Origin of the sequence: Mesorhizobium sp. NFR06 (assembly GCF_900115245.1) — a bacterium.
Classification (GTDB): domain Bacteria; phylum Pseudomonadota; class Alphaproteobacteria; order Rhizobiales; family Rhizobiaceae; genus Mesorhizobium.
Genome location: NZ_FOVT01000007.1, coordinates 55,477 through 81,707, shown reverse-complemented (window position 1 = coordinate 81,707; position 26,231 = coordinate 55,477). Strand labels below are relative to the sequence as shown.

The following is a 26,231-nucleotide window of genomic DNA, read 5'->3' as shown; positions in this document are numbered from 1 at the left end:
ACACTAGACCGCGGTGGCGGCCCGCCGCAAGTTCACATCACCTATCGTGAACAGTTTGAAACGTGAATCGTTGATTTTATCGGACATTTGCCGCCGGGGTCTTTTCCGTTACAGGAGAATGTGATTCAACCGACCGTCCGCGCCCATCGGACACCGGAATCACGAGCAGGGGGAACATGGCCAAGGAAGCGCGCGGCGATTTCTATCCGGTACCGATCGTCGACCAGAACACGCGTCCGGGCGCCGTCACCAGGCTCATCGTCTTCATCGTCGTGCTGACCGGCGCCGCGATCGTCTTCGGCCTTTTCCGCGAGCGCCTCGGCGATCCTTTCCTGCTCGGCATGCTCGGCGTGCTGGCCATGATAGGCGTCGGCTTCCTGTTCGCGACGGCGATCGGCTTCGTGCAGATCGCGCCGCGTTCGACCGGCGACGAATTGTCGAAGGCCTTTGTCGACTCCATGTCGCAGGGCCTCCTGGTTACCGACACCAAGGGCCGCGTCGTCTATGCCAATCGCGCCTATGCCGACATGACGGGCGCTGCGTCGGCCGCCGATCTCAAGACGGTCGAAGGGCTGCTGTCGGACGTTCCCGAGGCTTCGATGACGATCTACCGGCTGGCGTCTGGTCTTCGCGACGGCCAGGCGGGTGACGGCGAGTTCCGCCTGGCGCAGTCGATCAAGCCGGGCTCAGAGCCCGGCGCGCGCTGGTATCGCGCCCGCGCCCGCGCCTTCAGCATGCCCGGGCAAAGGCTGCCGATGCTGGCCTGGCAGCTCGCCGACATTTCGCAGGAACGCGCGGAGCAGGAGCGTTTCTTTCTCGATCTGCAGCAAGCCATCGACCATCTCGACCATGCGCCGGCCGGGTTCTTTTCGGCCGATCAGGAAGGCCGCGTCACCTATATCAACGCCACGCTCGCCGAGTGGCTCGGCGTCGACCTTGCCAGTTTCACGCCGGGCGCCATCACGCTGCCGGAAATCATCGCCGGCGACGGCATGGCGCTGGTCCGTTCGGTCAAGGCCGACCCCGGCACCACCCGCAACGCCGTTATCGACCTCGACCTCACGACCATGAGCGGGCAGGCGCTGCCGGTGCGCTTCATGCACCGGGTTTCCGCAAGCCGCGAAGGCGTCAACGGCCCGACGCGCACGATCGTGCTCAACCGCACCCAGGGCGAGGACGCTTCGGCGGAACTGCGGGCCTCCGAGGTTCGCTTCACCCGCTTCTTCAACTCGACGCCGATGGCGATTGCCGGTGTCGATGCGAAAGGGCGTATCCTGCGCACCAACGCGCCGTTCCTGCAGCTGTTTTCGTCCGTGGTGGACCGCGATGCCGTCGACCGGCGGGTGCGGTTCGAAACCATCGTTCACGAACGCGACCGGCCGGCTTTCGCCGCGGCCTTCGAGAAGGCCCGGCAGCGGCAGGCCAATATCGAGCCCATCGACTCCGTGTTGCCGGGCAATGAAGAGCGCCACATCCGCTTTTACGTCAACGCCGTCGCCGACAGCGCAGGCGGTGAAGGCGCCGAGGAATCGGCGATCGTCTATGCGGTCGACATCACCGAGCAGAAGGCGCTCGAGGGGCAGATGGCGCAGAGCCAGAAGATGCAGGCGGTCGGCCAACTCGCTGGCGGCATAGCGCATGACTTCAACAATGTGCTCACCGCCATCATCATGGCGTCCGATCTTCTCTTGACGAACCACCGGCCGTCGGATCCGTCCTTCCCCGACATCATGAACATCAAGCAGAACGCCAACCGGGCGGCCTCGCTGGTGCGGCAATTGCTGGCCTTCTCGCGCAAGCAGACGCTGCGGCCGGAGGTGCTCAACCTGACCGACGTTCTGGCCGATCTCAGAATGCTGCTCGCCCGCCTTGTCGGCAACGACATCAAGCTGAAGATCGACCACGGTCGCGATCTGTGGCCGGTCAAGGTCGATATCGGCCAGTTCGAGCAGGTGGTGGTCAATCTCGCCGTCAATGCGCGCGACGCCATGCCGAACGGCGGCGATCTCACCGTGCGCACCCGCAACGTCGCGGCCGACGAATGCAAGTCCTTCGCCTATCGCGAACTGACACCGGCCGACTATGTGCTCGTCGATGTCGAGGACACCGGAAGCGGCATCGCGCCCGACGTGCTGAAGAAGATCTTCGAGCCGTTCTTCACGACCAAGGAAGTGGGCAAGGGCACCGGCCTGGGCCTGTCCATGGTCTACGGCATCATCAAGCAGACCGGCGGCTTCATCTACTGCGATTCCGAAGTCGGCAAGGGCACTGTGTTCCGTATCTTCCTGCCGCGCCATATTGCCGAGGTGAAGAAGCAGGCCGAGCCCGGCGAGGCGGCGGTAACCGCGGCGGCGGTGCCGGCCAAGCCGGCCGACACGGTCAAGGACCTTTCCGGCTCGGCCACCGTGCTTCTGGTCGAGGACGAAGACGCCGTGCGCATGGGCGGCGTCAGGGCGCTGATCTCGCGCGGCTACACCGTCCACGAGGCGTCATCCGGCGTCGAGGCGCTGGAAGTGTTCGAGGCGCTCGGCGGCAAGGTCGATATCGTCGTGTCCGACGTGGTGATGCCGGAGATGGACGGGCCGACATTGCTCGGCGAGCTGCGCAAGCGCCAGCCGGACATCAAGTTCGTGTTCGTTTCGGGCTATGCCGAGGACGCCTTCGCCAAGAACCTGCCGGCCGACGCGCATTTCGGTTTCCTGCCCAAACCGTTCTCGCTCAAGCAACTGGCGACAATCGTCAAGGACGTGCTGGAATCCTAAAAAAGCTAGCGCTTGCACATTGCGGCGGCCCTGCCATGATGCTGCTCGGATTGGTCTATCATGGGGGTGGTAGCGCGTGACGCCGCATATCGAGGCGGGCCGGGGGGATTATGGCGAAACGGTGCTGTTGCCGGGCGATCCCGAGCGCGCCCGTTGGATGGCTGAAACCTTTCTCGAAGCGCCGCGCTGCGTCAACCGCCGCAGGGGCGCCCTCGGCTTCACCGGCAGGTTCCGCGGCAAGCCGGTCAGTATCCAGGCAACCGGCATCGGCGTTTCATCGTTCCTCATCTATGCCCACGAATTGCTCGACTATCATGGCGTCAAGACGCTGATCCGCACCGGCACATGCGGCGCTCTGAGCGAGGACGTCGCGCTGCGCAGCGTCGTTATTTCCGGCGCCGTGCGGGCCGAGGGGGCAATCAGCGGACAGGTGTTCGGACTATACCAGCCGGCGGGACCGGACCAGGCGCTCCACGCGCTGGCGCTGCAACGCGCGGCCGATCTCGGCATCGCCTGCAGCACGGGGCTGACGGTCTGCAGCGACGTGTTCCACCATCCCGACGGCCGCGCGCGGTTCGACGAGCCGAGGGCGCTCGGAGCGCTGGCGGTCGACATGGAGACCAGCGCGCTCTACCGCATCGCGGCGCATTTCGGCGCGCGCGCCTTGTCGCTCCTCACTGTGGTCGACCATGTCGTCACCGAGGAGCAGACCGCCTACTCGGAACGGCAGGCGCTTTTCACCGACATGACGCGGCTGGCACTGGAAGTCGCGGCCGAAAGCTAGGCGGCTTCCCGCTTCAATGCAGCCTGCTCCCGCACGTTGGGGCGGTGGCCCCGCAGATAGAGCGCACAGGTCGTACGCAGCATGGAAGCGAAGTTGGGGATCTGGCCGTTGATCTCGATCGCCTCGTCATAGAGTTTCGAGATGAATTTCGGTGTCGTCAGCCCCTGGCTGTCGGCAATTTCGTCTAGCAGATCCCAGAACGTCGCCTCGAGCTGGATACTGGTCGAATGGCCGTCGATGCGGATCGACCGGTTGATCTGCCGGTAGCCTTCCGGGTCCTGCCCGGCGAAGACTCTGCACATCGTTACCTCCCGTTGTTGTTGGTCTTGGGCGCCGATTGCGTGGGTTGGCGCCTTTTGAACACTGCCTGCGCTGGTCATCTTCGATCCGACGGCCGGCAACGGCAATCAGACTTTCGTCCTTAAAACGGGCGCGAGACTACCGGTTTTCCAGCCCCATGCGTGGTAATCGGCTGCCACCACATTTTTTCGCTGGCGCGCATAATCGGCTTCGAAAGCCAAGAAAAGCCGCGGAGTCCGAGTTGGCGAAGACGATCCATTCCATGATCAGGGTCCTCGACGAGGCGCGGTCCGTCGATTTCTACGGCAAGGCCTTCGGCCTGAAGGTCGCGCAGCGGCTCGAGTTCGAGACCTTCACGCTCATCTATCTCAGCAACGCCGACTCGCCGTTCGAGCTGGAACTGACCGTCAACAAGGGGCGCACCGAGCCCTATGCGCTCGGCGACGGCTACGGGCATCTCGCGGTTTCGGTGGCCGATCTGGACAGCGAGCACGACCGGCTCGGCGCGCTCGGGTTCAATCCGCGGAAGATCGTGGAATTCAACCGCGATGGAGCGCTCTTCGCCCGCTTTTTCTTCATCGAAGACCCCGACGGCTACAAGATCGAGGTCCTGCAGCGAGGAGGGCGCTTCCAATAGGCGACAAATAGGCCGCGGACCGGCGCGGCGCCAGCAACGGCATCTTCGGATGCGAACAGCAAGCAGGGAGGAAATCATGGTCACAGTTTACGAGAAGAAACCGGGCTACGAGAAGAAAGTTGGGCTTTCGCGGCGCGAGCTTCTCAAGCGCGGCGGCGCGGGCGCGCTGCTCATCATCTCCGGCAGCGCCGTCATCAGCCCCGAACACGCCTGGGGTCTCGAAACCTCGGCGCTGAAACCCGAGACGATGGCGACGCTGATCCAGGTGGCGCGCGACATCTATCCGCACGACCAGGTGCCGGACAAATACTACGCCATTGCCGTCAAGGGCCATGACGAGACGGCCGCCAAGGATCCGGCCCACAAGGAACTGATCGAGCACGGCATCGCCGATCTCGATAAGAGGGCAGGCAAGGGCGGCTACCGGGGGCTCGGCTGGGAAGAGCAGCGGGTCGCGCTGCTTACAGACATCGAAAAGACGCCATTCTTCCAGGCGGTGCGCGGCGGCCTTGTCGTCAGCCTCTACAACCAGAAGGAGGTGTGGCCGATCTTCGGTTACGAGGGCGAGTCCTACTCCAAGGGTGGCTACATCGCGCGCGGCTTCAACGACATCGAGTGGCTCTGAGCCGCTCTGTCCTCGAACCGCTTTTCGATAGATTTCATGGGAGGAAACCATGGCAGCATCATTTGATCTCAACAACGGCGGCGTGGTCGTCATCATCGGCTCCGGCGCCGGCGGCGGCACGCTCGGCAACGAACTCGCCCAGAAAGGCATTGACGTCGTCATCCTCGAGGCGGGCGCCCGCCACGAATATGAGGACTTCATCAACGACGAGTGGGATTCCTTTGCCCAGCTTGCCTGGAAGGACAAGCGCACCACGTCGGGCGACTGGCGGGTGGCCAAGGACTTCCCGAACCTGCCGGCCTGGATCGTCAAGTCGGTCGGCGGCTCGACGACGCACTGGGCGGGCGCGTCGCTGCGCTTCCAGGAGCATGAATTCAAGGCGGCCTCGACCTACGGCAAGGTCAAGGGCGCGAACCTCCTCGATTGGCCGGTGATGCTCGCCGAGATGGAACCCTATTACGCCAAGGCCGAAGCCAAGATGGGCGTCACGGGCACCAACAACTGGCCGCGGCTGCCGGGCAACAACAACTTCAAGGTGCTCAAGGCCGGCGCCGACAAGCTCGGCTACAAGGAATGCCACACCGGCAACATGGCCATCAATTCGGTCGAGCGCGACGACCGCAACTCCTGCCAACAGACGGGCTTCTGCTTCCAGGGCTGCAAATGGGGCGCCAAGTGGTCGACGCTGTATACGGAAATCCCGAAGGGCGAAGCGACCGGCCACTTGGAAGTGCGGCCGAACTCGATGGCGATCAAGATCAACCATGACGCTTCAGGCAAGGTGACCGGCGTCGTCTATGCCGACAAGGACGGCAAGCTGAAGGAGCAGAAGGCCCGCGTCGTCGCGGTCGCCGGCAATTCGATCGAGAGCCCACGCCTGCTGCTCAATTCGGAGTCGTCCAAATTCCCGCATGGGCTTGCCAATTCTTCCGGGCAGGTAGGCAAGAACTACATGCGCCATACGACCGGCTCGGTCTACGCCATCTTCGACAAGCCTGTGCATATGTATCGCGGCACCACCATGGCCGGCATCATCCGCGACGAGGCGCGCCACGATCCCTCGCGCGGCTTCGTCGGCGGCTATGAGATGGAGACGCTGTCGCTCGGCCTGCCGTTCATGGCGGCCTTCCTGAACCCCGGCGGCTGGGGCCGTTCCTTCACCACCGCGCTCGACCATTATGACCATATGGCGGGGCTGTGGATCGTCGGCGAGGACATGCCGCGCGAGGAAAACCGCATCGCGCTGCATAAGAACGAAAAGGACGAGCACGGCATGCCGATCGCCGACGTTCATTTCGACGACCATCCCAACGATACGGCCATGCGCGACCATGCCTACAAACAGGGCCAGGCGCTCTATGCCGCGGTCGGCGCGACGCGGACCTTCCCGACGCCGCCTTATCCCTCGACCCACAATCTCGGCACCAACCGGATGAGCGAGAAGGCGGAAGACGGCGTCGTCAACAAGCATGGACAGACGCACGACATCAAGAACCTGTTCGTCTCCGACGGCAGCCAGTTCACCACCGGCGCGGCGGAAAACCCGACGCTCACCATCGTGACGCTGGCGATCCGGCAGGCCGACTACATCGCCGCGCAGATGTCGGCGAAAAGCATCTGACCTCCCGACTGCCTGCTGGCGCGGGACCCGAGCGGGTTCCGCGCCTTTTTTCAATCAGCGTTTGGTGCAGGTCGAGGCCGTGAAGGCGCCGTCCTGCTGCTTCATGATGATGTCGAAGGAAGGGCCGCCTGGGTCATCCAGCGTCGCCTGGGTCATCGAGATCGAATTGCCGCCGCTGGTGTAGCCGCCGAGCGGACCAAGCCAACTGATCTCGCCATTGGCGTTCATCTGGTAGTTGTAGGTTCCCGAAGCGCCAAAGGTCACCGGGCCACTGTAGACATTGCCTCTGATGGTGATGTCGCCGAGATTGAGGAACAGGCCGAGCAGGTAGACCTCGCAATGATAGGTGCCGTCGGGCAGCTTACCGTCGGCGAAATCGGCGCGAGCGCCGCCGGTAGCGGACACAAGAATCAGGAAACTCAGGATAACGCGTAAGGCCATGACGTCGCTCGTTTGCGCGGCGACCTTGCCCCATTTTGCCATGATCCCGCAACAGGGCCGGTAAGCTGCCTTCGGTCGCATGATGAAATATGAGGCAATCTTGCGATTTGGGCAAAATCTAGGCAGCGTTGCGTAAACTTTTCTCAATGTCGCTGCGGCGCAGCTGATGGGAAAGTTTCCAGGCTACCGGATAAACGTCTGTAATCTCTTCGTTATCCTGAAATGCTGCCTCGCGCATTGCCGTCTGGCACGTCGCTTGCACTGCTTATGTTGCGGTGCAAAGCAACCAGCTTGGGAGTGTGTCATATGAGGGGTAACTTCGCCAAAATAACAAAGATCCTGTCCGCAGGCGTCGTCGCCGCCGGCCTGCTGGCGTCGGCTTCCGCCAAGGCGGCCGAGGATACGATCAAGGTCGGCATCCTCCATTCGCTGTCGGGGACAATGGCGATTTCGGAGACGACGCTGAAAGACGTCATGCTGATGCTGATCGAGGAGCAGAACGCCAAGGGCGGGCTGCTCGGCAAGAAGCTCGAAGCCGTGGTCGTCGATCCGGCGTCCAACTGGCCGCTGTTCGCGGAAAAGGCGCGCGAGCTGATCTCGAAGGACAAGGTCGCGGCCGTTTTCGGCTGCTGGACCTCGGTGTCGCGCAAGTCGGTGCTGCCGGTGTTCTCCGAGCTCGACAACATCCTCTTCTATCCCGTCCAGTATGAGGGCGAAGAGAGCGAGCGCAACGTCTTCTACACGGGTGCCGCTCCGAACCAGCAGGCCATTCCTGCCGTCGACTATCTGATGAGCGCCGATGGCGGCTCAGTGAAGCGCTGGGTGCTCGAAGGCACCGATTACGTCTATCCGCGCACCACCAACAAGATCCTCGAAGCGTATCTGAAGTCGAAGGGCGTGCCGGCCGAGGACATCATGGTCAACTACACGCCGTTCGGCTTCTCCGACTGGCAGACCGAGGTTTCGGCGATCAAGAAATTCGGCTCGGCCGGCAAGAAGACGGCCGTCGTGTCGACCGTCAACGGCGACGCCAACGTGCCGTTCTACAAAGAACTCGGCAACCAGGGCATCAAGGCCGAGGACATCCCGGTCATGGCCTTCTCGGTCGGCGAGGAAGAACTGGCCGGCCTCGACACCGGGCCGCTTGTCGGCCATCTCGCCGCCTGGAACTATTTCGAGAGCGTCGACACGCCCGAAAACAAGAAGTTCATCGACGACTGGCACAAGTTCATCAAGAACGAAAAGCGCACCACCAACGACCCGATGGAAGCCCATTACATCGGCTTCAACATGTGGGTGAAGGCGGTCGAGAAGGCCGGTACCACCGATCCCGACAAGGTCATCGACGCCATGGTCGGCGTTTCCGTGCCGAACCTGACCGGCGGCTATTCGACGATGATGCCCAACCACCACATCACCAAGCCGGTGCTGATCGGCGAAATCCAGGCCGACGGCCAGTTCGAGACCGTCTCGCAAACGCCCGGCCTGGTGATGGGCGACGAATGGTCGGACTACTTGCCGGACTCCAAGAACCTGATCTCCGATTGGCGCGCGCCTCTGTCCTGCGGCAACTTCAACGTCGCCACCGGCAAGTGCGGCGGCAAAGGCACCAACTGATCCGGTCCGGACCTTGGTCCGTGACCGCCGGTCTGTCGGATCGCGGAGTGGCCCCGCGATCCGATAACGCTGCCCGGGCAGGTTGCTCGACCCGCCCGGGCAGGATCCTCGAAACCAGGAAAGCCGCTTGAAGACGACGATGCTGTTGCTGCGCGCGATTGGTCTTACGCTTTTGCTGACGATGGCAGGTCTGTTGCCGTCGAAGGCCGGCGAAGCCGAGCTTCGCGCGACGATCGCCAAGTTCGCGACCGCGACCGGTTTCTCGGCCACCGAGGCCATCGTGCGCGAGCTCGCCGCGAGCGGCGATCCCGCTGTCGAGCGGCCGCTTTCAGCTCTGGCCGATGGCAATCTCTACATCCGCAAGGCGGATTCCCAGGTCTTCGTCGGCAAGGAAGCCGGCGATGCCATCGAGTTGCTCGATCCGTTGACCGGTGACAAGGCGGTCGACGCCGCAAAGACCGATCTCACCAAGATCAAAGTCAACAACGGCCTGCGCCGTGTCATCCGTGATGCTCTGGGCACGCTGACCTTGCGCGCCAAGGACGCGAGCGTGCGCCTTGCCGCGGCGATGACTATGTTCAAGACGCCCGATGCGGCGAATATCGAACCGCTCGACGCCGCCATCGCCGTCGAAACAGATCCCGCCGTCAAGGCGGTGTTCGACGAAGCGCGTGCCGCATCCGTCCTGGTTTCCGACAAGCCGGAGACCGACAAGTTGGCCGCGATCTCGATCATCGCGGCGCGCGGCGACCGCGACGCGCTTTCATTGCTGACCTCGGTCGAGGCCGGTTCGCAGGGCTCGGTCAGGGATGCGGCGACCGCCGCGATCGGCAAAATCAACTCGACGCTGGCTCTGTGGGACGCCGGCCAGAACATCTGGTACGGCATCTCGCTGGGATCGGTGCTGCTGCTGGCTGCGATCGGCCTCGCCATCACCTTCGGCGTCATGGGCGTCATCAACATGGCGCATGGCGAGATGGTGATGCTCGGCGCCTACACCACCTTCGTCGTCCAGCAGGCGATCCGCACCTCGTTTCCCGGCCTGTTCGACTGGTCGCTGGTGATCGCGCTGCCACTCGCCTTCCTCGTCGCCGCCCTGGTCGGCCTCGCCATCGAGCGCGGCATCATCCGCTTCCTCTATGGCCGGCCGCTGGAAACGCTCTTGGCCACCTGGGGCGTGTCGCTGGTTCTGCAGCAGGCGGTGCGCAGCATCTTCGGGCCGACAAACCAGGAGGTCGGCAACCCGTCCTGGATGTCCGGCTCCTTCGATATCGGCCAGCTTGCGATCACCTGGAACAGGCTGTGGATCCTGGTGTTCGCGTTGGCCGTCTTCGCGGTGCTCCTCTACGTCATGAAGCGCACGCCCTGGGGCCTGCAGATGCGCGCCGTCACCGCCAATCGACGCATGGCCGCTTCGATGGGCATCAAGACGCCTTGGGTCGACGCGCTGACCTTCGCGTTGGGCTCCGGCATTGCCGGCATCGCCGGCGTGGCGCTCAGCCAGATCGACAACGTCTCGCCCAATCTCGGCCGCGGCTACATCATCGACAGCTTCATGGTCGTCGTCTTCGGCGGGGTCGGCAATCTCTGGGGCACGCTGGTCGGCGCCTTTTCGCTGGGCATCGTCAACAAGGTTTTGGAGCCCTATGCCGGCGCGGTGCTCGGCAAGATCGTCGTGCTGGTCCTCATCATCCTGTTCATCCAGAAACGCCCGCGCGGCCTGTTCGCGCTCAAGGGCAGGGCGGTGGAAGCATGATCACAGGACGCTTCTTCGCCGCCGGCGCTGACCGCCGCATCGCCATCACGATTCTCATCCTGTTGGCCGCCGCCATCATCGTGCCGCTGCTCAACCTTGCGGTGTCGCCGACCAGCGCCTTCTACATCCCGCCCTATATCGTGGCGCTGACCGGCAAATATCTCTGCTATGCATTGCTTGCCTTGGCGCTCGATCTCGTCTGGGGCTATTGCGGCATCCTCTCGCTCGGTCACGGCGCCTTCTTCGCGCTCGGTGGCTATGTGATGGGTATGTATCTGATGCGCCAGATCGGCTCGCGCGGCGTCTACGGCAATCCGATCCTGCCCGATTTCATGGTGTTCCTGAACTACAAGGAACTGCCCTGGTTCTGGCACGGGTTCGATCACTTCTGGTTCGCGGCCATCATGGTGCTCGCGGTGCCCGGCCTGCTCGCCTTCGTCTTCGGCTGGTTCGCCTTTCGCAGCCGTGTCACCGGCGTCTATCTGTCGATCATCACCCAGGCGATGACCTACGCCCTGCTGCTCGCCTTCTTCCGCAACGACATGGGATTTGGCGGCAACAACGGCCTGACCGATTTCAAGGATATTCTCGGCTTCAGCGTGCAGGCGGACGCGACGCGCTCGGCGCTGTTTGCGGCCAGCGCCGTCACGCTTGCGCTTGCCGTCTTCGTCACCGCGGCGATAGTGCGCTCCAAATACGGCAAGCTTCTCATGGCGGTGCGCGACGCGGAGAGCCGCACGCGCTTCCTCGGCTGGCGCGCCGAGAACGTGAAGCTGTTCGCCTTCACCGTCTCGGCGATCATGGCCGGCATTGCCGGCGCGCTCTACGTGCCGCAGGTCGGCATCATCAATCCCGGCGAGTTCGAGCCGTCCAATTCGATCGAGGTGGTGATCTGGACCGCCGTCGGCGGACGCGGCACCATCGTCGGCCCGATCATCGGCGCGCTGCTCGTCAACGCCGGCAAATCCTGGTTCACCGGCGTGCTGCCGGAATTCTGGCTGTTCGCGCTGGGCGGGCTGTTCGTCGCCGTCACGCTGTTGCTGCCCAAGGGCATCGTCGGCATGTGGGACAGTTGGCGCGGCAAGGCAAAGGCGATGCGCGCGGCCTCGCTTTCCGCCGAAGCCGGCGCCGATCCCGAGGCGCCGGAACCGAAGATGGTACGCTCGGCGGCAAGGGCGCCCGGCGCCTGGTCGGCCACCGGCCCCGAACCGCAGCCGGCGGAGTGAGCGACCATGAGCAAGTCGAACACCATCCTCTATCTCGACGGCGTCTCGGTCTCCTTCGATGGTTTTCGCGCCATCAACAATCTGTCGCTGGTGCTCGACAAGGGCGAGATGCGCGCCATCATCGGACCCAACGGCGCCGGCAAGACGACGATGATGGACATCGTCACCGGCAAGACGAGGCCGGACGAAGGTGAGGTCTTCTTCGACGGCCAGGTCGATCTCACCCGGCATGACGAGGCTGAGATCGCCATGATGGGCATCGGCCGCAAGTTCCAGAAGCCGACCGTCTTCGAGAGCCACAGCGTCGAAGACAACCTCATGTTGGCGCTGAAAGGGCCGCGCTCGATTTTTCCGGCGCTCTTCCATCGCCGCTCGGCGACGGAGGCGCGGCACATCGACGACATCCTCGGCATCATCCGCCTTGGCGACAAGCGCGACGAGTTCGCAGCCAATCTCAGCCACGGCCAGAAGCAGTGGCTGGAGATCGGCATGCTCTTGGCTCAAGACCCGAAGCTGCTGCTCGTCGACGAGCCGGTCGCCGGCATGACCGACGCGGAGACCGAGGAGACGGCGCGCCTGCTCAAGGACATCGCCCGCGACCATTCGGTGGTGGTCGTCGAGCACGACATGCATTTCGTGCGCGAGCTTGGCGTCAAGGTCACCTGCCTGCACGAAGGCTCGGTGCTGTCGGAAGGCACGCTCGATTTCGTCTCCGCCGACGAGCGCGTCGTCGAAGTCTATCTGGGGCGCTGAGCATGGTCTGGCGGGTTCCGTTTTACCGGTTCGATTTCGCTTTTCTGAAGCGCTGGAGAAGGGGCTGAGCATGCTCGAAGTCTCCAACGCCACGCTCCATTACGGCGCCGCCCAGGCATTGCGCGGCGTCTCGCTGAAGGCCGGTGCGGGCAAGATCACCTGCGTGCTCGGCCGCAACGGCGTCGGCAAGACCAGTTTGATGAGATCCATCGTCGGCCATCACCGGCTGACGAGCGGAAGCGTTGCCTTCGAGGGGAAGGCGCTCGACCGGAGCGCGGCGTATGACCGCGCCCGGTCGGGCATCGCATTCGTGCCGCAGGGCAGGGAGGTCTTCCCGCTGCTGACGGTGCGCGAAAACCTGGAATCCGGCTTTGCGCCGCTGAGGCGCGCCGATCGCAATGTTCCAGACTATGTCTTCGAGCTGTTTCCGGTGCTGAAACAGATGCTGTCGCGCCGCGGCGGCGATCTTTCCGGCGGCCAGCAGCAGCAGCTCGCCATCGGCCGCGCGCTGGTGATGCGGCCGAAGCTCCTGGTGCTCGACGAGCCGACAGAAGGCATCCAGCCCTCGATCATCAAGGATATCGGCCGCGCCATCCGCTACCTGCGCGATCGGGCGGGGATCGCCGTGCTTCTGGTCGAGCAATATCTAGACTTCTGCCGCGAGCTTGCCGACGAGGTCAACATCATGGATCGCGGCCAGATCGTTCACACAGGGCCGGCCGAAGACCTCGACAGGGCGGATGTGAGGAGGTTCCTGACGGTCTAACCGCGGTGGGGCCAGCGAGCCATCCTGGATGGCAAGCCTTGGAGAATTAGCTGAAGCATCTCTCGCGTCGTCATCCTTGGGCGAAGCAAGGAGCGCAGCGACGCGCGTAGACCCAAGGATCCAATGCCGTTACGTCTGCCGAGTGGTGCGGCGGTCCAGAATAGAATCCGCTCTTCCCGCGCCGAACAATTCAGATTCCGCACCGTTAGTGATGCTTCGAAGTAACGGCATGGATCCTCGGGTCTTCGCTCCGCTTCGCGTCGCTACACCTAAGGATGACGAGAGTGATGGACGGCTCTGGCGCCTCCGATACCGCGTGCTAGTCTTTTCCTGGCCTTGGTGAGTCGGCCGCTTTCCGTACCAGTCGCGAGTGAGGGGGATGGTGCCGGCTCCGCCCGCAAGTTCCACGCAAGCAAGTCCAGCTAGCTTTCGCCCAGTGATTGTCGGTCAACGCGTCCAAAAAGAATCTTGCCAGGGGACGGCGATGGAACGTTTTGTCGAGGACTACCAGAAGCGGCGCCTCACCGATCGCATCGATATCATGACCGCGATCAACATCCTGATGTCGCAAGGCTATGATGAGGATGATCTGCTGGGCGAAATCACCAAGGTTTTCTACGTCGATCTCGACGCCTTCAATGATGTGATCGCGCATCATTGATGGTTCGCATTCAACCTCGACTGCAGACGGAACGAGTGCCGACCTCAATTCTCAGGTTGCGCCAACGGAAATAACCACCTGATAGCGATGAAGATGCCGGAGTTCCTGCGTTATAGGATCGCTGCCGACAATAGCAGGATAAGGCCGATCGCCATCATCAACATACCTGGCCAATTCTGTGAAAGGCCGAGGAAACGGAGGCCACGCCGGCGTGGCTCGAGCGTCGGGCCAGGCGTTGCGAGATATGGCTTCGGGCGATCCGAGGCTGCAGGTGCCGGATCGCTAAGTCGCCCGCGCCAGAGAACCGCACTCGCCATGTACACAATCCCGGCGACAGTAAGCAACGCCCCGATGAGGATGACAGCCATATCTTCGGGTTCTCCCGATACCGCAGCCCTGTCCAACGTCCTGGAACGCCCAGCCGCTATGAAACCTACCGCTGGCGAGATAGGCAAAACGGTCGAGATGCCCGGCAAGTTCCGACGGAGCCACGCAAGGTGTATCCGACACCAAGAGGGCAAATCCGATGCTTACACAAAAAGCAAATGACCGCAGTGAAGGCTCGTCGCTTCAAGGCGCGTTGATATTCAGGTGATGCCGGCCTGCAAATGCGGTTTCCTGCGCTTCCGGCCTTCCCCGGCCGAAGCCCTCATAAGTGTCTCCGCTCTATGAAGATGGCCGGCGCAGGCCGGTTCTCGGAAACCAACATTTTCGGCTCGGTCTAACCTAAATCTCAACGCGCTTTAATCGGCTACCCGCTTCATCAGCGCCATGGCGCCGAAAGGCGCGCGCACCTTGCCTTCGGTGATGAAGTAGGCGAACACGTCGCGCGGCTTGACCGGCGCATCGGTCTTCGGATCGGCGCGCGGCAGGTCGGCGGGTTGCTTGCCCTCGGCCCAGGTCTTTGTCCGCGCTGCCCATGCGTCGAGACCCTTCGGTGTGTAGCAGTCGGGATTGTCGTCGCTGCCGCTCTGCAGCCGCGCATAGACGAAATCGCCGGTGACGTCGGCGATCGCCGGATATTTGGCGTGGTCGGCATAGACGATCGCGGCTTTGTATTTTCGCGCCAGCGCCGGGAATTCCGGCACGATGAAGCTGTCATGCCGAACTTCGAGCGCGTGGCGCAGAGGCACGCCGTCCTGTTTCTCGGGCAGCAGCTTCAGGAAGGCCTCGAAGTCGTCCGCGTCGAATTTCTTCGTCGGCGCGAACTGCCAAAGGATCGGCCCGAGCTTGTCGCCGAGCGCGGCGACGCCGGAGCCCAGGAAGCGCATTATCGATTCGCCTGCCTCGCCGAGCACGCGGCGGTTGGTGACGAAGCGGTTGCCCTTGAGCGAGAAAACGAAGCCCTCCGGCGTGTCGTTGGCCCACTTGACGAAGGTCGGTTCCTTGAAGCTGGAATAGTAGGTGCCGTTGACCTCGATGCTCGGCACCTGCCGGCTGGCATAGTGCAGCTGCTTCGCCTTGGCGAGCTTGTCCGGATAGAAGGAGGTATCCCAGGGCTCAAAAGTCCAGCCGCCCATGCCGGAGCGGATCTTTCCTTGGCTCATCGTCTTCCTCCTTCCGGGTTCAAGATGCGATCAGCCGCTTTGCCGACCGATTTGGCCATATCGACCACGGTCCATCCTGGCCGGTATGGATTGGCGCGGCGACCCGTTTCGCGATAGCCGTAAGCTGAATAGAGCGCGATGTTCCGCTCCATGCGCGAATTGGTGTAGAGCCGCACCTCCGGCACGCCCCATGACTGTGCCTGCTCGTAGGCGAAGTCGAGCAGCGCGATGCCAAGCTTCCTGCCCTGGAAGGCCGGAGCGACCGCGACGCTGAAGATCATGGCGTGGTCGGGGTGACGCTCCAGCACGATAAGCCCGGCCAGTTCGACGCATTCTTCCTGCAGCCAGACCTCGCCGCGCCCGATGCGCGGCGCGTAGTCCTCGGTCACCGGGATCGGCGGCGCGCCGAACAAGGCGGTGTATGGGGCGTAGGCTTCGCTGGTCAGAGCGACGATGGCGGCAAGATCGTCTGCGCGGGCAAGTCTCATGATCGATCGGCTCCAGCGGCGGCCGCGATGACCTTCTGCATGCCCGCGGCAATCGCAGCGACGGCATCGCGGCTGGCATCGCCGAGGCGATGGCGCTCGGCAAGCCAGTACGCATCGTTGTAGGAAAGCCGGACCTTGCCTCGCGCGTCTTCCCAGGCGAGCGCCTTGACCGGCAGGTCGATGCCGGCAAGCTGCTGGTCCTGCATCAGCGGCGTGCCACCCCTTGGATGGCCGAAGATCAGCAATTCGGTCGGGCGCAGGGAAGCGCCGATATCCCGTGCACCGGCGGCGTGGTCGATCCGCGCGAAGACGCACAGTCCGGCGCGCGTGATGGCTTCAACCAGCCGATCGATGGTCTCCGTGACGCCGAAGCGACTTTCGACGGAGATTAGGCCGTCACTTGCCATCACTCAGCCGCTTCGCGTTTGCCTCCCGGGCGCCGCTCCAGAAGCTCTTTCAGGAACTGGCCGGTATAGCTGCGCTTCTCGCGCACGATCGCTTCCGGCGTGCCCGACGCGACCAGCTCGCCGCCGCCGTCGCCGCCCTCGGGGCCGAGGTCGAGCACCCAGTCGGCGGTTTTTATCACCTCGAGATTGTGCTCGATGACCACCACCGTGTTGCCCTGGTCGACCAACTCGTGCAGCACTTCCAAGAGCTTGGCGACGTCGTGGAAATGCAGGCCGGTGGTCGGCTCGTCGAGGATGTAGAGCGTCTTGCCGGTCGCCTTGCGCGACAGTTCCTTGGCGAGCTTGATGCGCTGCGCCTCGCCGCCCGACAGCGTCGTCGCCTGCTGGCCGATATGGATGTAGCCGAGGCCGACCTGCTTCAGCGTCTCCAGCTTGTCGCGTACGCCGGGCACCGCCGAGAAGAAGTCGACGCCTTCCTCGACCGTCATGTCGAGCACATCGGCGATCGACTTGCCTTTAAACAGCACATCCAGCGTCTCGCGGTTATAGCGCTTGCCGTGGCAGACGTCGCAGGTGACGTAGACGTCGGGCAGGAAGTGCATCTCGATCTTGATGACCCCGTCGCCCTGGCAGGCCTCGCAGCGGCCGCCCTTGACGTTGAAGGAGAAGCGGCCCGGCTGATAGCCGCGCGCCTTGGCCTCGGGGAGACCGGCGAACCAGTCGCGGATCGGCGTAAAGGCGCCGGTATAGGTGGCCGGGTTGGAACGCGGGGTTCGTCCAATGGGCGACTGGTCGATGTCGATGACCTTGTCGAGGAACTCCAGTCCCTCGATGCGGTCGTGTTCGGCCGGATGCTCGCGCGAGCCCATGATGCGGCGCGAGGCCGCCTTGAACAACGTCTCGATCAGGAAGGTCGACTTGCCGCCGCCGGACACGCCGGTGACGGCGGTGAAGGTGCCGAGCGGGATCTCCGCCGTCACGTTCTTCAAATTGTTACCGCGCGCGCCGATGATTTTCAGCCGCCGGTTCTTCTTGGCCTCGCGCCTGACAGCGGGCGTGGCCACCTCGAGCTCGCCCGACAGATATTTGCCGGTGATCGAGGCAGGCGTCGCCATGATCTGCTGCGGCGTGCCCTGGGCGATGATCTCTCCGCCATGGATGCCGGCGGCCGGGCCGATGTCGACGACATAGTCGGCGTGCAGGATGGCGTCCTCGTCGTGCTCGACGACGATCACCGTATTGCCGATGTCGCGCAGGTGCTTGAGTGTATCGAGCAGGCGCGCATTGTCGCGCTGGTGCAGGCCGATCGACGGCTCGTCCAGAACGTAGAGTACGCCGGTCAGGCCCGAACCGATCTGCGAGGCGAGACGAATGCGCTGGCTTTCGCCACCCGACAGCGTGCCGGAATTGCGCGACAGCGTGAGATAGTCGAGGCCGACATCGTTCAAGAAGCGCAGCCGCTCGCGGATTTCCTTGAGCACGCGCACCGCGATCTCGTTCTGCTTCTCGTTGAGCTGCGCCGGCAGGCCCGTGAACCACTGGTCGGCCTTGCGGATCGACATCTCGGTGACTTCGCCAATGTGCTTGCCGCCGATCTTCACGGCAAGCGCTTCCGGTTTCAGCCTGTAGCCGTTGCAGGTGGGGCAGGGGGTGGCCGACATGAAGCGCTCGATCTCCTCGCGCATCCAGGCCGATTCCGTTTCCTTCCAGCGCCGGTCGAGATTGGGGATGACGCCCTCGAAGGTCTTGGTCGTCTTGTAGGAGCGCAAGCCGTCGTCATATTGGAAGGTGATCTCACGCTCGCCGGTGCCATGCAGGATTGCCTGCTGCGCCTCGGCGCTGAGGTCCTTGAACTTGTCGCCGAGCCTGAAGCCATAGGCCTTGCCGAGCGCTTCAAGCGTCTGCGCGTAATAGGGAGAGGTCGACTTCGCCCACGGGCTGATGGCGCCGTCGCGCAGCGAGACGTTTTCGTCCGGCACGACGAGATTGGCGTCGATGGCGCGCTGGCTGCCGAGGCCATCGCAGGTCGGGCAGGCGCCGAACGGATTGTTGAAGGAAAATAGCCTGGGCTCGATCTCGGGAATGGTGAAACCGGATACCGGACAGGCGAATTTTTCCGAGAACATGATGCGCTCATGCGTCTCGTTCTTCGACTTGTTGACCGAGTCCTCGCCGGTCTGGCTGGCGTCGAGCGGTCTGTCGGCGAATTCGGCCACGGCAAGGCCATCCGCCAACTTCAGCGCGGTTTCCATCGAGTCCGCAAGCCGCGTCGCCAGATCGCCGCGCACGACGATGCGGTCGACCACGACGTCGATGTCGTGCTTGTACTTCTTGTCCAGCGCCGGCACGTCGGCGATCTCGTAGAAGACGCCGTCGACCTTGACGCGCTGAAAGCCCTTCTTCTGCAACTCCAGGAGTTCCTTGCGGTACTCGCCCTTGCGGCCGCGCACGATCGGCGCCAGCAGAAAGAGACGCGTGCCCTCCTCGAGCGCCAGCACGCGGTCGACCATCTGGCTGACTGTCTGGCTTTCGATCGGCAGGCCGGTGGCCGGCGAATACGGGACGCCGACGCGCGCGAACAGCAGGCGCATGTAGTCGTAGACCTCGGTGACGGTGCCGACCGTCGAACGCGGGTTGCGCGAGGTGGTCTTCTGCTCGATCGAGATGGCAGGCGACAGGCCGTCGATCTGGTCGACGTCCGGCTTCTGCATCATCTCCAGGAACTGGCGGGCATAGGCCGACAGGCTTTCGACGTAACGGCGCTGGCCCTCGGCGTAAATGGTGTCGAAGGCGAGCGACGACTTGCCCGACCCCGAGAGGCCGGTCATGACGATCAGACTGTCACGCGGCAGGTCGAGATCGACGTTCTTGAGATTGTGTTCGCGCGCCCCGCGAATGGAAAGGTATTTATGGTCGGCCATCGCCGGTCGCCGCCTCAGGTCTTGAATTTGCTGGATTGGGCGGGGTTATCCCGGCCATCCCCTATGTAGGTATTTTCGCCGCCACGTCGAGAGACGCCACAACCTCGACGGAGGAAGCCGATCGTCGGTTTAACCGTCTTTCGCGCGAACGGGCAAGCGGAAAGAACAAAGGCCGAACACGCTCCTGACAAAGCGTTGTGCAGACAATCGCGAAAGCGTTGTGGAAACAATCGCGATAAGCTGTGGAAACAATCGCCGCCGAGGCGGGTGCCGTGGTGCGTCGAAGCCCTCGACTTACCCCGAATGTACCTCCAGGCGATCACATTTTTCCGTAACCGGCTATTCAACGGTTGACGCCAGCGACTCACGGGAGCAGTCTCAACGCGTCAACGAAGCCGGCTGTCTTTCGATGGCCTCGCCGCCCAATAGGCGGCCTGCGAGACGCCGCAGGCGAAAGCGATTTGCGCTTCGAACGACATTGTCGCAACGGACACAAGGAGCGGAGCATGACGCCACCGGACAGTCCCTTGAGGCTCCACACAGAGATGGAGCCGCGGCAGGCATAAGTGCCAGGCAGACTTGAAACGCCAGCCCGACAAACCGTGACTTGCCGATTCCGAACAATCAGAGACTATAGTCGGATCGTCGGCTGAACGCCGCGTTGCATCCGAAACAGAACGCCGGCAGTCCACTCCCGGCTAAAATTGGATTTCAGATCCATGAAGCCCCATCCATTGCACAGCAGGGATGGGGCTTACATTTTGCGATCTTGCCAGGTTCGCAGTTGGCCGGAGGCTCCCCCAACTTCGTCATCCTTGGGCGTAGCGACGCAAAGCGGAGCGAAGACCCAAGGATCCATGTCGTTACCTCAGCCGAGGAATACAGCGGAGCAGAATTCTGCACCGTGGCGACGCGTTCAAGTCACGGCATGGATTCTAGGGTCTGCGCGCGTCGCTTCGCTCCTTGCTTTGCCCTAGAATGACGAAAACGCTTCAGTCGATCGCTGCTAAATCAGTGGTTCGGAATCTTGATGCCGCCCGTCGCCATATCAACGGTGATGCTGCCCGAAATCCTGACGTCGGTGTCGCCTATCTTGAACGTGCCGTCGCTGCCAGCGGGCAGGGCGTCGTCCGGTTCAGGCTGTGGCGCTGGCTTGGCGATGCTATAGTCGCCGCTCACGCCTGGAAGATTCTGTGCCGAATTGTCGTCGGCAAAGGCGGCGGTGCCGGCCGTCAACGCGCCGGCCAGTGCGGCGATGGCGATGCCCAGATGTCTGAAGAAGTGGCCCTCGATCATCGGCTGACTATAAAGGCGCGCCGGATTCGAGACCAGTCGCGCGGCGATCAATTTGCCGCGTGTCGTCCCGTGCCTCACGCCGCCTTCTTGCGCGTGTCGTAGACATGGTCGACGAGGCCCCAGGCTTTGGCTTCCGCGGCGCTCATGAAATAGTCGCGGTCGAGCGTGCGTTCGACCTCCTCGTAGCTGCGGCCGCAATGCTTGGCATAAAGCTCGGTCATATGCTGCTTGGTGCGCAGAATGTCCTCGGCATGGCGCTGGATGTCGGAGGCCTGGCCCTGGAAACCGCCAAGCGGCTGATGCAGCACGATCCTTGTGTTGGGCAGTGCGATACGCTGTCCCGGCGCGCCGGCCATCAACAGGAAGGAGCCCATCGAGGCGGCGAAGCCCATGCACACCGTCGACACCGGGCAGGAGATGTACTGCATCGTGTCATAGATGGCGAAGCCGCTGGTCACCATGCCGCCCGGCGAGTTGATGTAGATCGAGATCTCCTTGTCGGGATGGTCCGATTCCAACGACAAAAGCTGGGCGCAGACCAGCGCCGAGACGCTGTCGTTGATCTCGCCATTGATGAAGACGATGCGCTCGCGCAGCAGCCGGGAAAAGATGTCGAAGGCGCGTTCGCCGCGGCTCGACTGTTCGATGACCATCGGCACCAGATTGGCCAGGGCGCTCATGGCAAGTCTCCTCGGTTTTCTTATCGATCAGGCAGCGCGCAGCATCATGCAGGGCGCGTTGGCGGCGACGGGATTCTTGCGGGCATCCAGCGAAAGCCTGCAACCGGCGCCGGCGATCGCGACAACTGGCTGCGCAACGGGTGCGAAGCCGTCATGCACGATGCGCAGACGGGTGCCGCCGGAGGGCGTTCGCGCGAGCGTGAAGGTGACGATGCTGTCAACGGCAGGGAACCGGTCTTGATCGTCCGTGCTTGGCAGCTCGCGCCAGGAGTAGCGCAACTGCTCGCCGGGCTCGGCTTCGAGCACCTCGCATGCGATCGGCGCGTCCGGTCCGGCAAAGGCGAAGCGCTTGCCTGGCTCTGGTTTCATGTCGTTCGGCATCATCCAGGCGGCGAGCAGCTCCGGCTCCGTCAGTGCGCGCCAGACTTTTTCCGGCGGATCGGGAAGCTCGCATTCGAAGCTTAGCGGCGCCTGTGTCTCTGTCTGGTTTTCTGCTGCGGTCATTGGTCCATTCCCTTCAGAACGGTCTTCAGCTTCTCGATGTGTTCGGGCCAGAAGGCACGGTAGCGTTCGACCCAGCCGAGCAGCGGATCGAGCCCATGTGGATCGGCGCGGTAATAGGCGTTGCGGCCGGCGCGCCGCTCGACGACCAGACCGGCGCCACGCAGGACGGCAAGGTGTTGCGAGACCGCCGGTTGGGACACGCTCATGCCGGCGCGCAATTCCGATACGGTCAATTCTCTGGCCGCCAGCCGCTCATAGACGGCGCGCCGTGTCGGATCGGCCAGGGCGCGGAAAATCTCTGCTTCCATCATGAACAAAGCATAAGTCGATACTTATTGATTTGGCAAGTGGCTATTTGATCGCCATATCGGTACGTACGTTCAAACCCCGCCTTTGCTGACATTCCTTGACAGAACAGGCGGCTGCGCCTAGAACGAAAAGAGAACAAAAACCTTGTGGGAAAAGCCAGCCTTTTGCGGGCGTGGGCGAACCGCAGGCTATAAGGTGAGCGACTTCAAATTTGTTTCGGATGAGCGCGGAGAAGTACGATGGCGGGTAGCGTCAACAAGGTCATTCTGGTCGGCAATCTCGGGGCGGACCCTGAAATCCGCCGTCTGAATTCGGGCGAGCCGGTCGTCAACATTCGCATCGCCACGTCGGAAAGCTGGCGCGACAAGAATTCGGGCGAACGCAAGGAAAAGACCGAGTGGCACAATGTCGTCATCTTCAACGACCAGATCGCCAAGGTGGCCGAGCAGTATCTGAAGAAGGGCATGAAGGTCTATGTCGAGGGTCAGTTGCAGACCCGCAAATGGCAGGACCAGACCGGTAACGACCGCTATACGACCGAAGTGGTGTTGCAGAAATTCCGTGGCGAGTTGCAGATGCTCGACGCGCGCGGCGAGGGCGGCGGCCAGGTCGGCAATTATTCCGGCGGCAACAGCCGTGGCTCGGATTTCGGCCAGTCCGGTCCGAATGAAGGTTTCAGCCGTGGCGGCGGTGGTGGTCCGAAGGGCGGCGGCGGCGGCTCGTCGCGCGAGCTCGACGACGAGATCCCGTTCTAAGCGTCTCGAAACGGCCGTTTGAGGGGACGGGGCGATGTCGCTCGGACCGCTTGTGTCGGCGTCGCCTCCCATTCCAGGGCATGCCTTCGCGGCCTTGGCCGCGCTGGCGGCGGGTGGCGCCCAACTGGCATTGCCAAAAGGCACTACGCGCCACCGTGTGATGGGCGTGGGTGGCGCTGATGCTGGTCATCGCCGTTTCGAGTTTCTGGATCCAGCAAATCCGGCTCATCGGCCCTTTCAGCCCGATCCATGTGTTGTCGATCCTGGTGCTGGTCACCGTGCCGCTGGCGGTATGGTATGCGCACACCATAAGGTGGCTGCGCATCACGGCGCCATGATCAAGCTCTATCTGTTCGCGTTGGTCGGCGCCGGCATTTTCACATTGCTGCCGGGGCGGATCATGCACACCGTCGCATTCGGCCAGTAGGACGGCAGAAACTCGTAAGGAAGACAACGTGAAAGCACGCGTCAAATGGGTCGAGGAACGCACCTTTGTCGGCGAATCCGGCAGCGGACACAAGCTCGTGCTGGGCACGGCGCACGGACCGGATGGCAAGACGCCGGGGCCGAGCCCGATGGAGCTGGTGCTCATCGGCACCGGCGGCTGCTCGGCCTATGACGTCGTGCATATCCTCGAAAAAGGCCGAGAGGCAGTGGAGGACTGCGTGGTCGAGCTCGACGCCGACCGGGCCGAGACCGATCCGAAGGTGTTCACCCGCATCCATATGCATTTCATCGTCAAGGGCCGCGCGCTCTCGCACGACAAGGTGAAACGGGCGATCGACCTGTCGATCGAGAAATACTGCTCGGCTTCCGCCATGATGGCCAAGACGGCGACCATGACCCACGATTTCGAGATCGTCGATACAGCCGCGAAATAGGGCAGTCGGGCAGTGTCGAACGCCTGCGGTTCGCGGTTGATCCCGAGGTCCTAGGCCGCCATCAGCGCCCTGATGCCGTCCGCCACGAACTGCACTGCCAGCGCTGCCAGGATGACGCCCAGCAGACGAGTCAGGATCGAACGGCCGGTCTGGCCGAGGATGCGGTCGATGCGTTCCGACAGCACGAACACCAGATAGGTGATCGCCAGGCAAACAAAGATGATGCCGACCAGCGCTGCTTGAGCGGCAAAGCCTTCAAAGTGCCCCGACAGCAGCACCGTCGCCGAAATCGCGCCGGGACCGGCGATCAGCGGGATGGCCAGCGGGAAGGCGGCGATGTTGTGGATCATGTCCTTGGTGATGGCGACGTCGCCGATCTTCTCCTTGCGGTCCTGGCGGCGCTCGAACACCATTTCGAAGGCGATGAAGAACAGCAGGAAACCGCCGGCGACGCGGAAGGCCGGCAGCGTGATCCCGAACACCGACAGGATCGAGGCGCCGGCAACCGCAAACAGCGCCATCACCAGGAAGCCGATCACCGAAGCGCGCACCGAGACCTGCTGGCGCTCGTCGCGGTTCATGCCGCGCGTCACGGCGAGGAATAGTGGCGCCAGTCCCGGCGGGTCGATGGTCACCAGGATGGTGACGAAGGCGTTGAACAGGCTGTCGAAACTCGGCATCGCTGGTCCCCTCCCGCCGGGCGAAGCCCAAGCGCCCGATTGGTAGAGCAAAGCCGGGGCGGTGAAAAGCGGAAGGAAATGGTGCGCGCGAAGCTGTGAGAGCAGGCGGGACAGTGCCCCCCTCTGTCCTGCCGGACATCTCCCCCACAAGGGGGGAGATCGGATGTCGCATCGGCCTTCGCCAATCACCAGCGTGCAGGAAGGGCGCCGTCGCCGAAACTGCAAATCTCCCCCCCAAGTGGGCCCAAGTGGGGGAGATGCCCGGCAGGGCAGAGGGGGGCGCGAAGGACCGCTGCTTTCAATTTCTTGCGACTTTCCCATCGCTATCGAGGTTCATCCACCCGCCGGGCCAGGAACTCGACCTCCATGCGCCAGGTGGCGCCGCCGTCATGCGAACGCTCGCCCAGCCAACGAAACGAGTTCTCGGTGATGCGCGAAAAACTCCAGCGCACCGACGAGCCGGTGCCGTCGGCACCGATCTGGACGATGGTGTCGCCCTCGGCGCGGCCAAGTTGCCGGCTGTAATACTGGTTGCGCGGATCGCTCCAAAAAATGTGCCATGCGTCCGCGCCCGGATCGTAAACGCGCAGTGTCGTGCCGTAGAAGGTCCACGGCCCGAGCGAGGGCGAGGGGCCGGCGTCGCGCGCGGGCAGGATCCAGACATCCTGGACAGCCCTGCCTTCGAGTACCCAGCCGAAATGCACCTCGCCGCGCCCGGTAAGCCTGGTGCCGTCTTCGAGGGTGCGAGTGGCGTCGAATGTCCAGGCGCCGGCCAAGCGGCCATAGAGCTTCAACTTTTCGGCAAGACCCGGATCGGGGCCGTCGCTGTGCAAGGCCTGTGCAAAGGGATCGGTCATGGTTGCTGCCTCGTTTGTCAGGAGAGGACGAGCATAAGGGCGCGGCAGCGTTCCTCGCTTGGGAAAAATTGCTATCTTTCAGCCATGACGACAGCCCAGAACACCCTCGCTTCCGGACCTGGCTGGCAGGTGTCCGACGTGGTGTGCACCGCCGGCGCCGGCGACAAATCGTTCGAAGAAGAGCATCGCAGCTTCTGCGTCGCGGCGGTGACAAACGGCACGTTCCGCTATCGCACGCGCCAGGGCACGGCGATGCTGGCGCCGGGCGCAATCCTGCTCGGCAATCCTGGCGCATGCTACGAATGCGGGCACGAGCACGGCGCCGGCGACCGCTGCCTCTCCTTCCATTTTGCGCCTGCATACATGGAGCGCGTGGTGGCCGAATTGCCGGGCGCGAAGCGGCTCGGTTTTGCCGATCCGCGCCTGCCGCCTTTGCCGGCGCTGGCGCCGCTGTTGGCCGAGGCGGAGGCAGCGCGGGAAACCGGCGACGCCGACGCGTTCGAGGAACTCGGCCTGCGCATTACGGGTGCAGTCGTCGCGGCCGGTTCCGGCACCGTTCAGGCAGCCCGTACGCCCAGCCGCCGCGACCAGAAGCGCGTCGCCGAGGCGGTGCGGCGCATCGAGCTGGAAGCGGAGCAACCACTTTCACTGGCCGATCTTGCCGCCAGCACGGCGACCAGCCCCTACCATTTTCTGCGCACGTTCCGTCAGGTGGCCGGCATGACGCCCTACCAGTTCCTGCTGCGCACAAGACTGCACCGCGCCGCGGTGCGGCTGCGCAGCTCGGATGCCGCGATCTCGACGATCGCGTTCGATGCCGGCTTCAGCGACCTGTCGACCTTCAACCGGCGGTTCCGGCGCGAGATGGGCGAAACCCCAGGCGCCTATCGCACCCGCCGAGTCCATGCGGCTCAGAACTTCAGTTAACCACTCTAGCCCTTTGTTTTTGCGCAATTC

General features: G+C 63.3%; 27 protein-coding genes. 15 read left to right on the top strand and 12 right to left on the bottom strand.

Annotation, left to right across the window (positions count from 1 at the left end; genetic code table 11):
* The first annotated feature begins 176 nt into the window (after positions 1 to 176).
* Together F3H96_RS14720 and F3H96_RS14715 are read left to right on the top strand one after the other, a co-directional pair.
* Positions 177 to 2,762 (top strand): PAS domain-containing sensor histidine kinase, encoded by a 2,586-nt coding sequence (locus F3H96_RS14720; protein ID WP_149802463.1) that lies wholly within the window; start codon positions 177 to 179, stop codon positions 2,760 to 2,762.
* Between the two features lie 76 nt (positions 2,763 to 2,838).
* Positions 2,839 to 3,546, top strand: a complete 708-nt coding sequence (locus F3H96_RS14715) for a DeoD-type purine-nucleoside phosphorylase (protein WP_149802462.1) — start codon at positions 2,839 to 2,841, stop codon at positions 3,544 to 3,546.
* Here the strand turns inward: F3H96_RS14715 and F3H96_RS14710 are convergent.
* Positions 3,543 to 3,848 (bottom strand): ribbon-helix-helix domain-containing protein, encoded by a 306-nt coding sequence (locus tag F3H96_RS14710; RefSeq protein ID WP_149802461.1) that lies wholly within the window; start codon positions 3,846 to 3,848, stop codon positions 3,543 to 3,545. The genes F3H96_RS14715 and F3H96_RS14710 overlap by 4 nt on opposite strands.
* 239 nt (positions 3,849 to 4,087) lie before the next feature.
* Between F3H96_RS14710 and F3H96_RS14705 the strand changes: the two genes are divergently transcribed.
* The 3 genes from F3H96_RS14705 to F3H96_RS14695 all read left to right on the top strand — a co-directional run bounded on the left by F3H96_RS14705 (position 4,088) and on the right by F3H96_RS14695 (position 6,729).
* On the top strand, positions 4,088 to 4,483 hold the full coding sequence (locus F3H96_RS14705) for a VOC family protein (RefSeq protein ID WP_149802460.1): 396 nt from the start codon (positions 4,088 to 4,090) through the stop codon (positions 4,481 to 4,483).
* 76 nt (positions 4,484 to 4,559) lie between these two features.
* A complete protein-coding gene (locus tag F3H96_RS14700; protein WP_149802459.1) occupies positions 4,560 to 5,108 on the top strand; it encodes a gluconate 2-dehydrogenase subunit 3 family protein in 549 nt (182 codons plus the stop codon).
* Positions 5,109 to 5,157: 49 nt separating this feature from the next.
* Positions 5,158 to 6,729 carry a GMC family oxidoreductase gene (locus tag F3H96_RS14695; RefSeq protein WP_149802458.1) on the top strand — a complete coding sequence of 524 codons (1,572 nt, stop codon included), beginning with the start codon at positions 5,158 to 5,160 and terminating at the stop codon, positions 6,727 to 6,729.
* Positions 6,730 to 6,783: 54 nt separating this feature from the next.
* On the opposite strand, the gene F3H96_RS14690 is transcribed toward F3H96_RS14695, so the two are convergent.
* On the bottom strand, positions 6,784 to 7,170 hold the full coding sequence (locus tag F3H96_RS14690) for a hypothetical protein (RefSeq protein WP_149802457.1): 387 nt from the start codon (positions 7,168 to 7,170) through the stop codon (positions 6,784 to 6,786).
* Positions 7,171 to 7,476: 306 nt separating this feature from the next.
* Between F3H96_RS14690 and urtA the strand changes: the two genes are divergently transcribed.
* The 6 genes from urtA to F3H96_RS30550 all read left to right on the top strand — a co-directional run bounded on the left by urtA (position 7,477) and on the right by F3H96_RS30550 (position 13,949).
* Positions 7,477 to 8,787 (top strand): urea ABC transporter substrate-binding protein, encoded by a 1,311-nt coding sequence (gene urtA, locus F3H96_RS14685; RefSeq protein ID WP_149802456.1) that lies wholly within the window; start codon positions 7,477 to 7,479, stop codon positions 8,785 to 8,787.
* A gap of 139 nt (positions 8,788 to 8,926) precedes the next feature.
* Positions 8,927 to 10,543 (top strand): urea ABC transporter permease subunit UrtB, encoded by a 1,617-nt coding sequence (gene urtB, locus F3H96_RS14680; protein ID WP_149802618.1) that lies wholly within the window; start codon positions 8,927 to 8,929, stop codon positions 10,541 to 10,543.
* A complete protein-coding gene (urtC, locus tag F3H96_RS14675) occupies positions 10,540 to 11,769 on the top strand; it encodes an urea ABC transporter permease subunit UrtC (protein ID WP_149802455.1) in 1,230 nt (409 codons plus the stop codon). Before urtB ends, urtC begins: the two co-directional genes overlap by 4 nt.
* Positions 11,770 to 11,775: 6 nt before the next feature.
* On the top strand, positions 11,776 to 12,522 hold the full coding sequence (gene urtD / locus F3H96_RS14670) for an urea ABC transporter ATP-binding protein UrtD (RefSeq protein ID WP_149802454.1): 747 nt from the start codon (positions 11,776 to 11,778) through the stop codon (positions 12,520 to 12,522).
* A gap of 70 nt (positions 12,523 to 12,592) precedes the next feature.
* Positions 12,593 to 13,288, top strand: a complete 696-nt coding sequence (gene urtE / locus F3H96_RS14665) for an urea ABC transporter ATP-binding subunit UrtE (RefSeq protein ID WP_149802453.1) — start codon at positions 12,593 to 12,595, stop codon at positions 13,286 to 13,288.
* Between the two features lie 484 nt (positions 13,289 to 13,772).
* Complete coding sequence (locus tag F3H96_RS30550; RefSeq protein ID WP_188131397.1) at positions 13,773 to 13,949, top strand: hypothetical protein; 177 nt, start codon at positions 13,773 to 13,775, stop codon at positions 13,947 to 13,949.
* Between the two features lie 743 nt (positions 13,950 to 14,692).
* Here F3H96_RS30550 and F3H96_RS14655 read toward each other — a convergent pair.
* The 8 genes from F3H96_RS14655 to F3H96_RS14620 all read right to left on the bottom strand — a co-directional run bounded on the left by F3H96_RS14655 (position 14,693) and on the right by F3H96_RS14620 (position 22,103).
* The gene (locus F3H96_RS14655) at positions 14,693 to 15,496 is read right to left on the bottom strand and encodes a DUF72 domain-containing protein (RefSeq protein WP_149802451.1); all 804 of its coding nucleotides are present in this window, start codon (positions 15,494 to 15,496) and stop codon (positions 14,693 to 14,695) included.
* The gene (locus tag F3H96_RS14650) at positions 15,493 to 15,984 is read right to left on the bottom strand and encodes an N-acetyltransferase (RefSeq protein ID WP_149802450.1); all 492 of its coding nucleotides are present in this window, start codon (positions 15,982 to 15,984) and stop codon (positions 15,493 to 15,495) included. Before F3H96_RS14650 ends, F3H96_RS14655 begins: the two co-directional genes overlap by 4 nt.
* Positions 15,981 to 16,391: a DUF302 domain-containing protein gene (locus F3H96_RS14645; RefSeq protein WP_244620015.1), complete on the bottom strand. Its 411-nt coding sequence runs from the start codon at positions 16,389 to 16,391 to the stop codon at positions 15,981 to 15,983. The genes F3H96_RS14650 and F3H96_RS14645 overlap by 4 nt, the downstream gene beginning before the upstream one ends.
* Entirely contained in the window at positions 16,391 to 19,312 is a 2,922-nt protein-coding gene (gene uvrA / locus F3H96_RS14640; RefSeq protein WP_149802448.1) for an excinuclease ABC subunit UvrA, read from the bottom strand. Before uvrA ends, F3H96_RS14645 begins: the two co-directional genes overlap by 1 nt.
* A gap of 1,011 nt (positions 19,313 to 20,323) precedes the next feature.
* Positions 20,324 to 20,659 carry a hypothetical protein gene (locus tag F3H96_RS14635; RefSeq protein WP_348530062.1) on the bottom strand — a complete coding sequence of 112 codons (336 nt, stop codon included), beginning with the start codon at positions 20,657 to 20,659 and terminating at the stop codon, positions 20,324 to 20,326.
* Between the two features lie 23 nt (positions 20,660 to 20,682).
* Positions 20,683 to 21,288 carry an ATP-dependent Clp protease proteolytic subunit gene (locus tag F3H96_RS14630; RefSeq protein WP_149802447.1) on the bottom strand — a complete coding sequence of 202 codons (606 nt, stop codon included), beginning with the start codon at positions 21,286 to 21,288 and terminating at the stop codon, positions 20,683 to 20,685.
* Positions 21,289 to 21,315: 27 nt separating this feature from the next.
* Entirely contained in the window at positions 21,316 to 21,792 is a 477-nt protein-coding gene (locus tag F3H96_RS14625; protein WP_149802446.1) for an SRPBCC domain-containing protein, read from the bottom strand.
* The gene (locus F3H96_RS14620) at positions 21,789 to 22,103 is read right to left on the bottom strand and encodes a metalloregulator ArsR/SmtB family transcription factor (protein WP_149802445.1); all 315 of its coding nucleotides are present in this window, start codon (positions 22,101 to 22,103) and stop codon (positions 21,789 to 21,791) included. Before F3H96_RS14620 ends, F3H96_RS14625 begins: the two co-directional genes overlap by 4 nt.
* 237 nt (positions 22,104 to 22,340) lie before the next feature.
* Between F3H96_RS14620 and F3H96_RS14615 the strand changes: the two genes are divergently transcribed.
* From F3H96_RS14615 to F3H96_RS14605, 3 genes are all read left to right on the top strand, one after another.
* A complete protein-coding gene (locus tag F3H96_RS14615; protein WP_149802444.1) occupies positions 22,341 to 22,856 on the top strand; it encodes a single-stranded DNA-binding protein in 516 nt (171 codons plus the stop codon).
* 179 nt (positions 22,857 to 23,035) lie between these two features.
* The gene (locus tag F3H96_RS31620) at positions 23,036 to 23,194 is read left to right on the top strand and encodes a hypothetical protein (protein WP_348530061.1); all 159 of its coding nucleotides are present in this window, start codon (positions 23,036 to 23,038) and stop codon (positions 23,192 to 23,194) included.
* A gap of 117 nt (positions 23,195 to 23,311) precedes the next feature.
* On the top strand, positions 23,312 to 23,737 hold the full coding sequence (locus F3H96_RS14605) for an OsmC family protein (protein WP_149802443.1): 426 nt from the start codon (positions 23,312 to 23,314) through the stop codon (positions 23,735 to 23,737).
* Between the two features lie 50 nt (positions 23,738 to 23,787).
* Here F3H96_RS14605 and F3H96_RS14600 read toward each other — a convergent pair whose 3' ends face one another.
* Both F3H96_RS14600 and F3H96_RS14595 read right to left on the bottom strand, forming a co-directional pair.
* The gene (locus tag F3H96_RS14600; protein ID WP_149802442.1) at positions 23,788 to 24,417 is read right to left on the bottom strand and encodes a MarC family protein; all 630 of its coding nucleotides are present in this window, start codon (positions 24,415 to 24,417) and stop codon (positions 23,788 to 23,790) included.
* A 323-nt stretch (positions 24,418 to 24,740) separates the two neighbouring features.
* Positions 24,741 to 25,274 (bottom strand): hypothetical protein, encoded by a 534-nt coding sequence (locus F3H96_RS14595; RefSeq protein WP_149802441.1) that lies wholly within the window; start codon positions 25,272 to 25,274, stop codon positions 24,741 to 24,743.
* Between the two features lie 84 nt (positions 25,275 to 25,358).
* Between F3H96_RS14595 and F3H96_RS14590 the strand changes: the two genes are divergently transcribed.
* Positions 25,359 to 26,201, top strand: coding sequence for an AraC family transcriptional regulator (locus tag F3H96_RS14590; RefSeq protein ID WP_149802440.1), 843 nt, complete (start codon positions 25,359 to 25,361; stop codon positions 26,199 to 26,201).
* The last annotated feature ends 30 nt before the right edge of the window (positions 26,202 to 26,231 follow it).

Bases quoted from the DNA above. Each gene is read 5' to 3' on its own strand.
- F3H96_RS14695 (WP_149802458.1), top strand. From the start codon at position 5,158: ATGGCAGCATCATTTGATCTCAACAACGGCGGCGTGGTCGTCATCATC.
- F3H96_RS14595 (WP_149802441.1), bottom strand. From the start codon at position 25,274: ATGACCGATCCCTTTGCACAGGCCTTGCACAGCGACGGCCCCGATCCG.
- F3H96_RS14620 (WP_149802445.1), bottom strand. From the start codon at position 22,103: ATGATGGAAGCAGAGATTTTCCGCGCCCTGGCCGATCCGACACGGCGC.
- urtC (WP_149802455.1), top strand. From the start codon at position 10,540: ATGATCACAGGACGCTTCTTCGCCGCCGGCGCTGACCGCCGCATCGCC.
- uvrA (WP_149802448.1), bottom strand. From the start codon at position 19,312: ATGGCCGACCATAAATACCTTTCCATTCGCGGGGCGCGCGAACACAAT.
- F3H96_RS14630 (WP_149802447.1), bottom strand. From the start codon at position 21,288: ATGAGCGCCCTGGCCAATCTGGTGCCGATGGTCATCGAACAGTCGAGC.
- F3H96_RS14650 (WP_149802450.1), bottom strand. From the start codon at position 15,984: ATGAGACTTGCCCGCGCAGACGATCTTGCCGCCATCGTCGCTCTGACC.
- F3H96_RS14645 (WP_244620015.1), bottom strand. From the start codon at position 16,391: ATGGCAAGTGACGGCCTAATCTCCGTCGAAAGTCGCTTCGGCGTCACG.
- urtD (WP_149802454.1), top strand. From the start codon at position 11,776: ATGAGCAAGTCGAACACCATCCTCTATCTCGACGGCGTCTCGGTCTCC.
- F3H96_RS14710 (WP_149802461.1), bottom strand. From the start codon at position 3,848: ATGTGCAGAGTCTTCGCCGGGCAGGACCCGGAAGGCTACCGGCAGATC.
- F3H96_RS14615 (WP_149802444.1), top strand. From the start codon at position 22,341: ATGGCGGGTAGCGTCAACAAGGTCATTCTGGTCGGCAATCTCGGGGCG.
- F3H96_RS14625 (WP_149802446.1), bottom strand. From the start codon at position 21,792: ATGACCGCAGCAGAAAACCAGACAGAGACACAGGCGCCGCTAAGCTTC.
- F3H96_RS14655 (WP_149802451.1), bottom strand. From the start codon at position 15,496: ATGAGCCAAGGAAAGATCCGCTCCGGCATGGGCGGCTGGACTTTTGAG.
- F3H96_RS14700 (WP_149802459.1), top strand. From the start codon at position 4,560: ATGGTCACAGTTTACGAGAAGAAACCGGGCTACGAGAAGAAAGTTGGG.
- F3H96_RS14720 (WP_149802463.1), top strand. From the start codon at position 177: ATGGCCAAGGAAGCGCGCGGCGATTTCTATCCGGTACCGATCGTCGAC.
- F3H96_RS14600 (WP_149802442.1), bottom strand. From the start codon at position 24,417: ATGCCGAGTTTCGACAGCCTGTTCAACGCCTTCGTCACCATCCTGGTG.
- F3H96_RS30550 (WP_188131397.1), top strand. From the start codon at position 13,773: ATGGAACGTTTTGTCGAGGACTACCAGAAGCGGCGCCTCACCGATCGC.
- F3H96_RS31620 (WP_348530061.1), top strand. From the start codon at position 23,036: ATGCTGGTCATCGCCGTTTCGAGTTTCTGGATCCAGCAAATCCGGCTC.
- F3H96_RS14590 (WP_149802440.1), top strand. From the start codon at position 25,359: ATGACGACAGCCCAGAACACCCTCGCTTCCGGACCTGGCTGGCAGGTG.
- urtA (WP_149802456.1), top strand. From the start codon at position 7,477: ATGAGGGGTAACTTCGCCAAAATAACAAAGATCCTGTCCGCAGGCGTC.
- F3H96_RS14690 (WP_149802457.1), bottom strand. From the start codon at position 7,170: ATGGCCTTACGCGTTATCCTGAGTTTCCTGATTCTTGTGTCCGCTACC.
- urtE (WP_149802453.1), top strand. From the start codon at position 12,593: ATGCTCGAAGTCTCCAACGCCACGCTCCATTACGGCGCCGCCCAGGCA.
- urtB (WP_149802618.1), top strand. From the start codon at position 8,927: ATGCTGTTGCTGCGCGCGATTGGTCTTACGCTTTTGCTGACGATGGCA.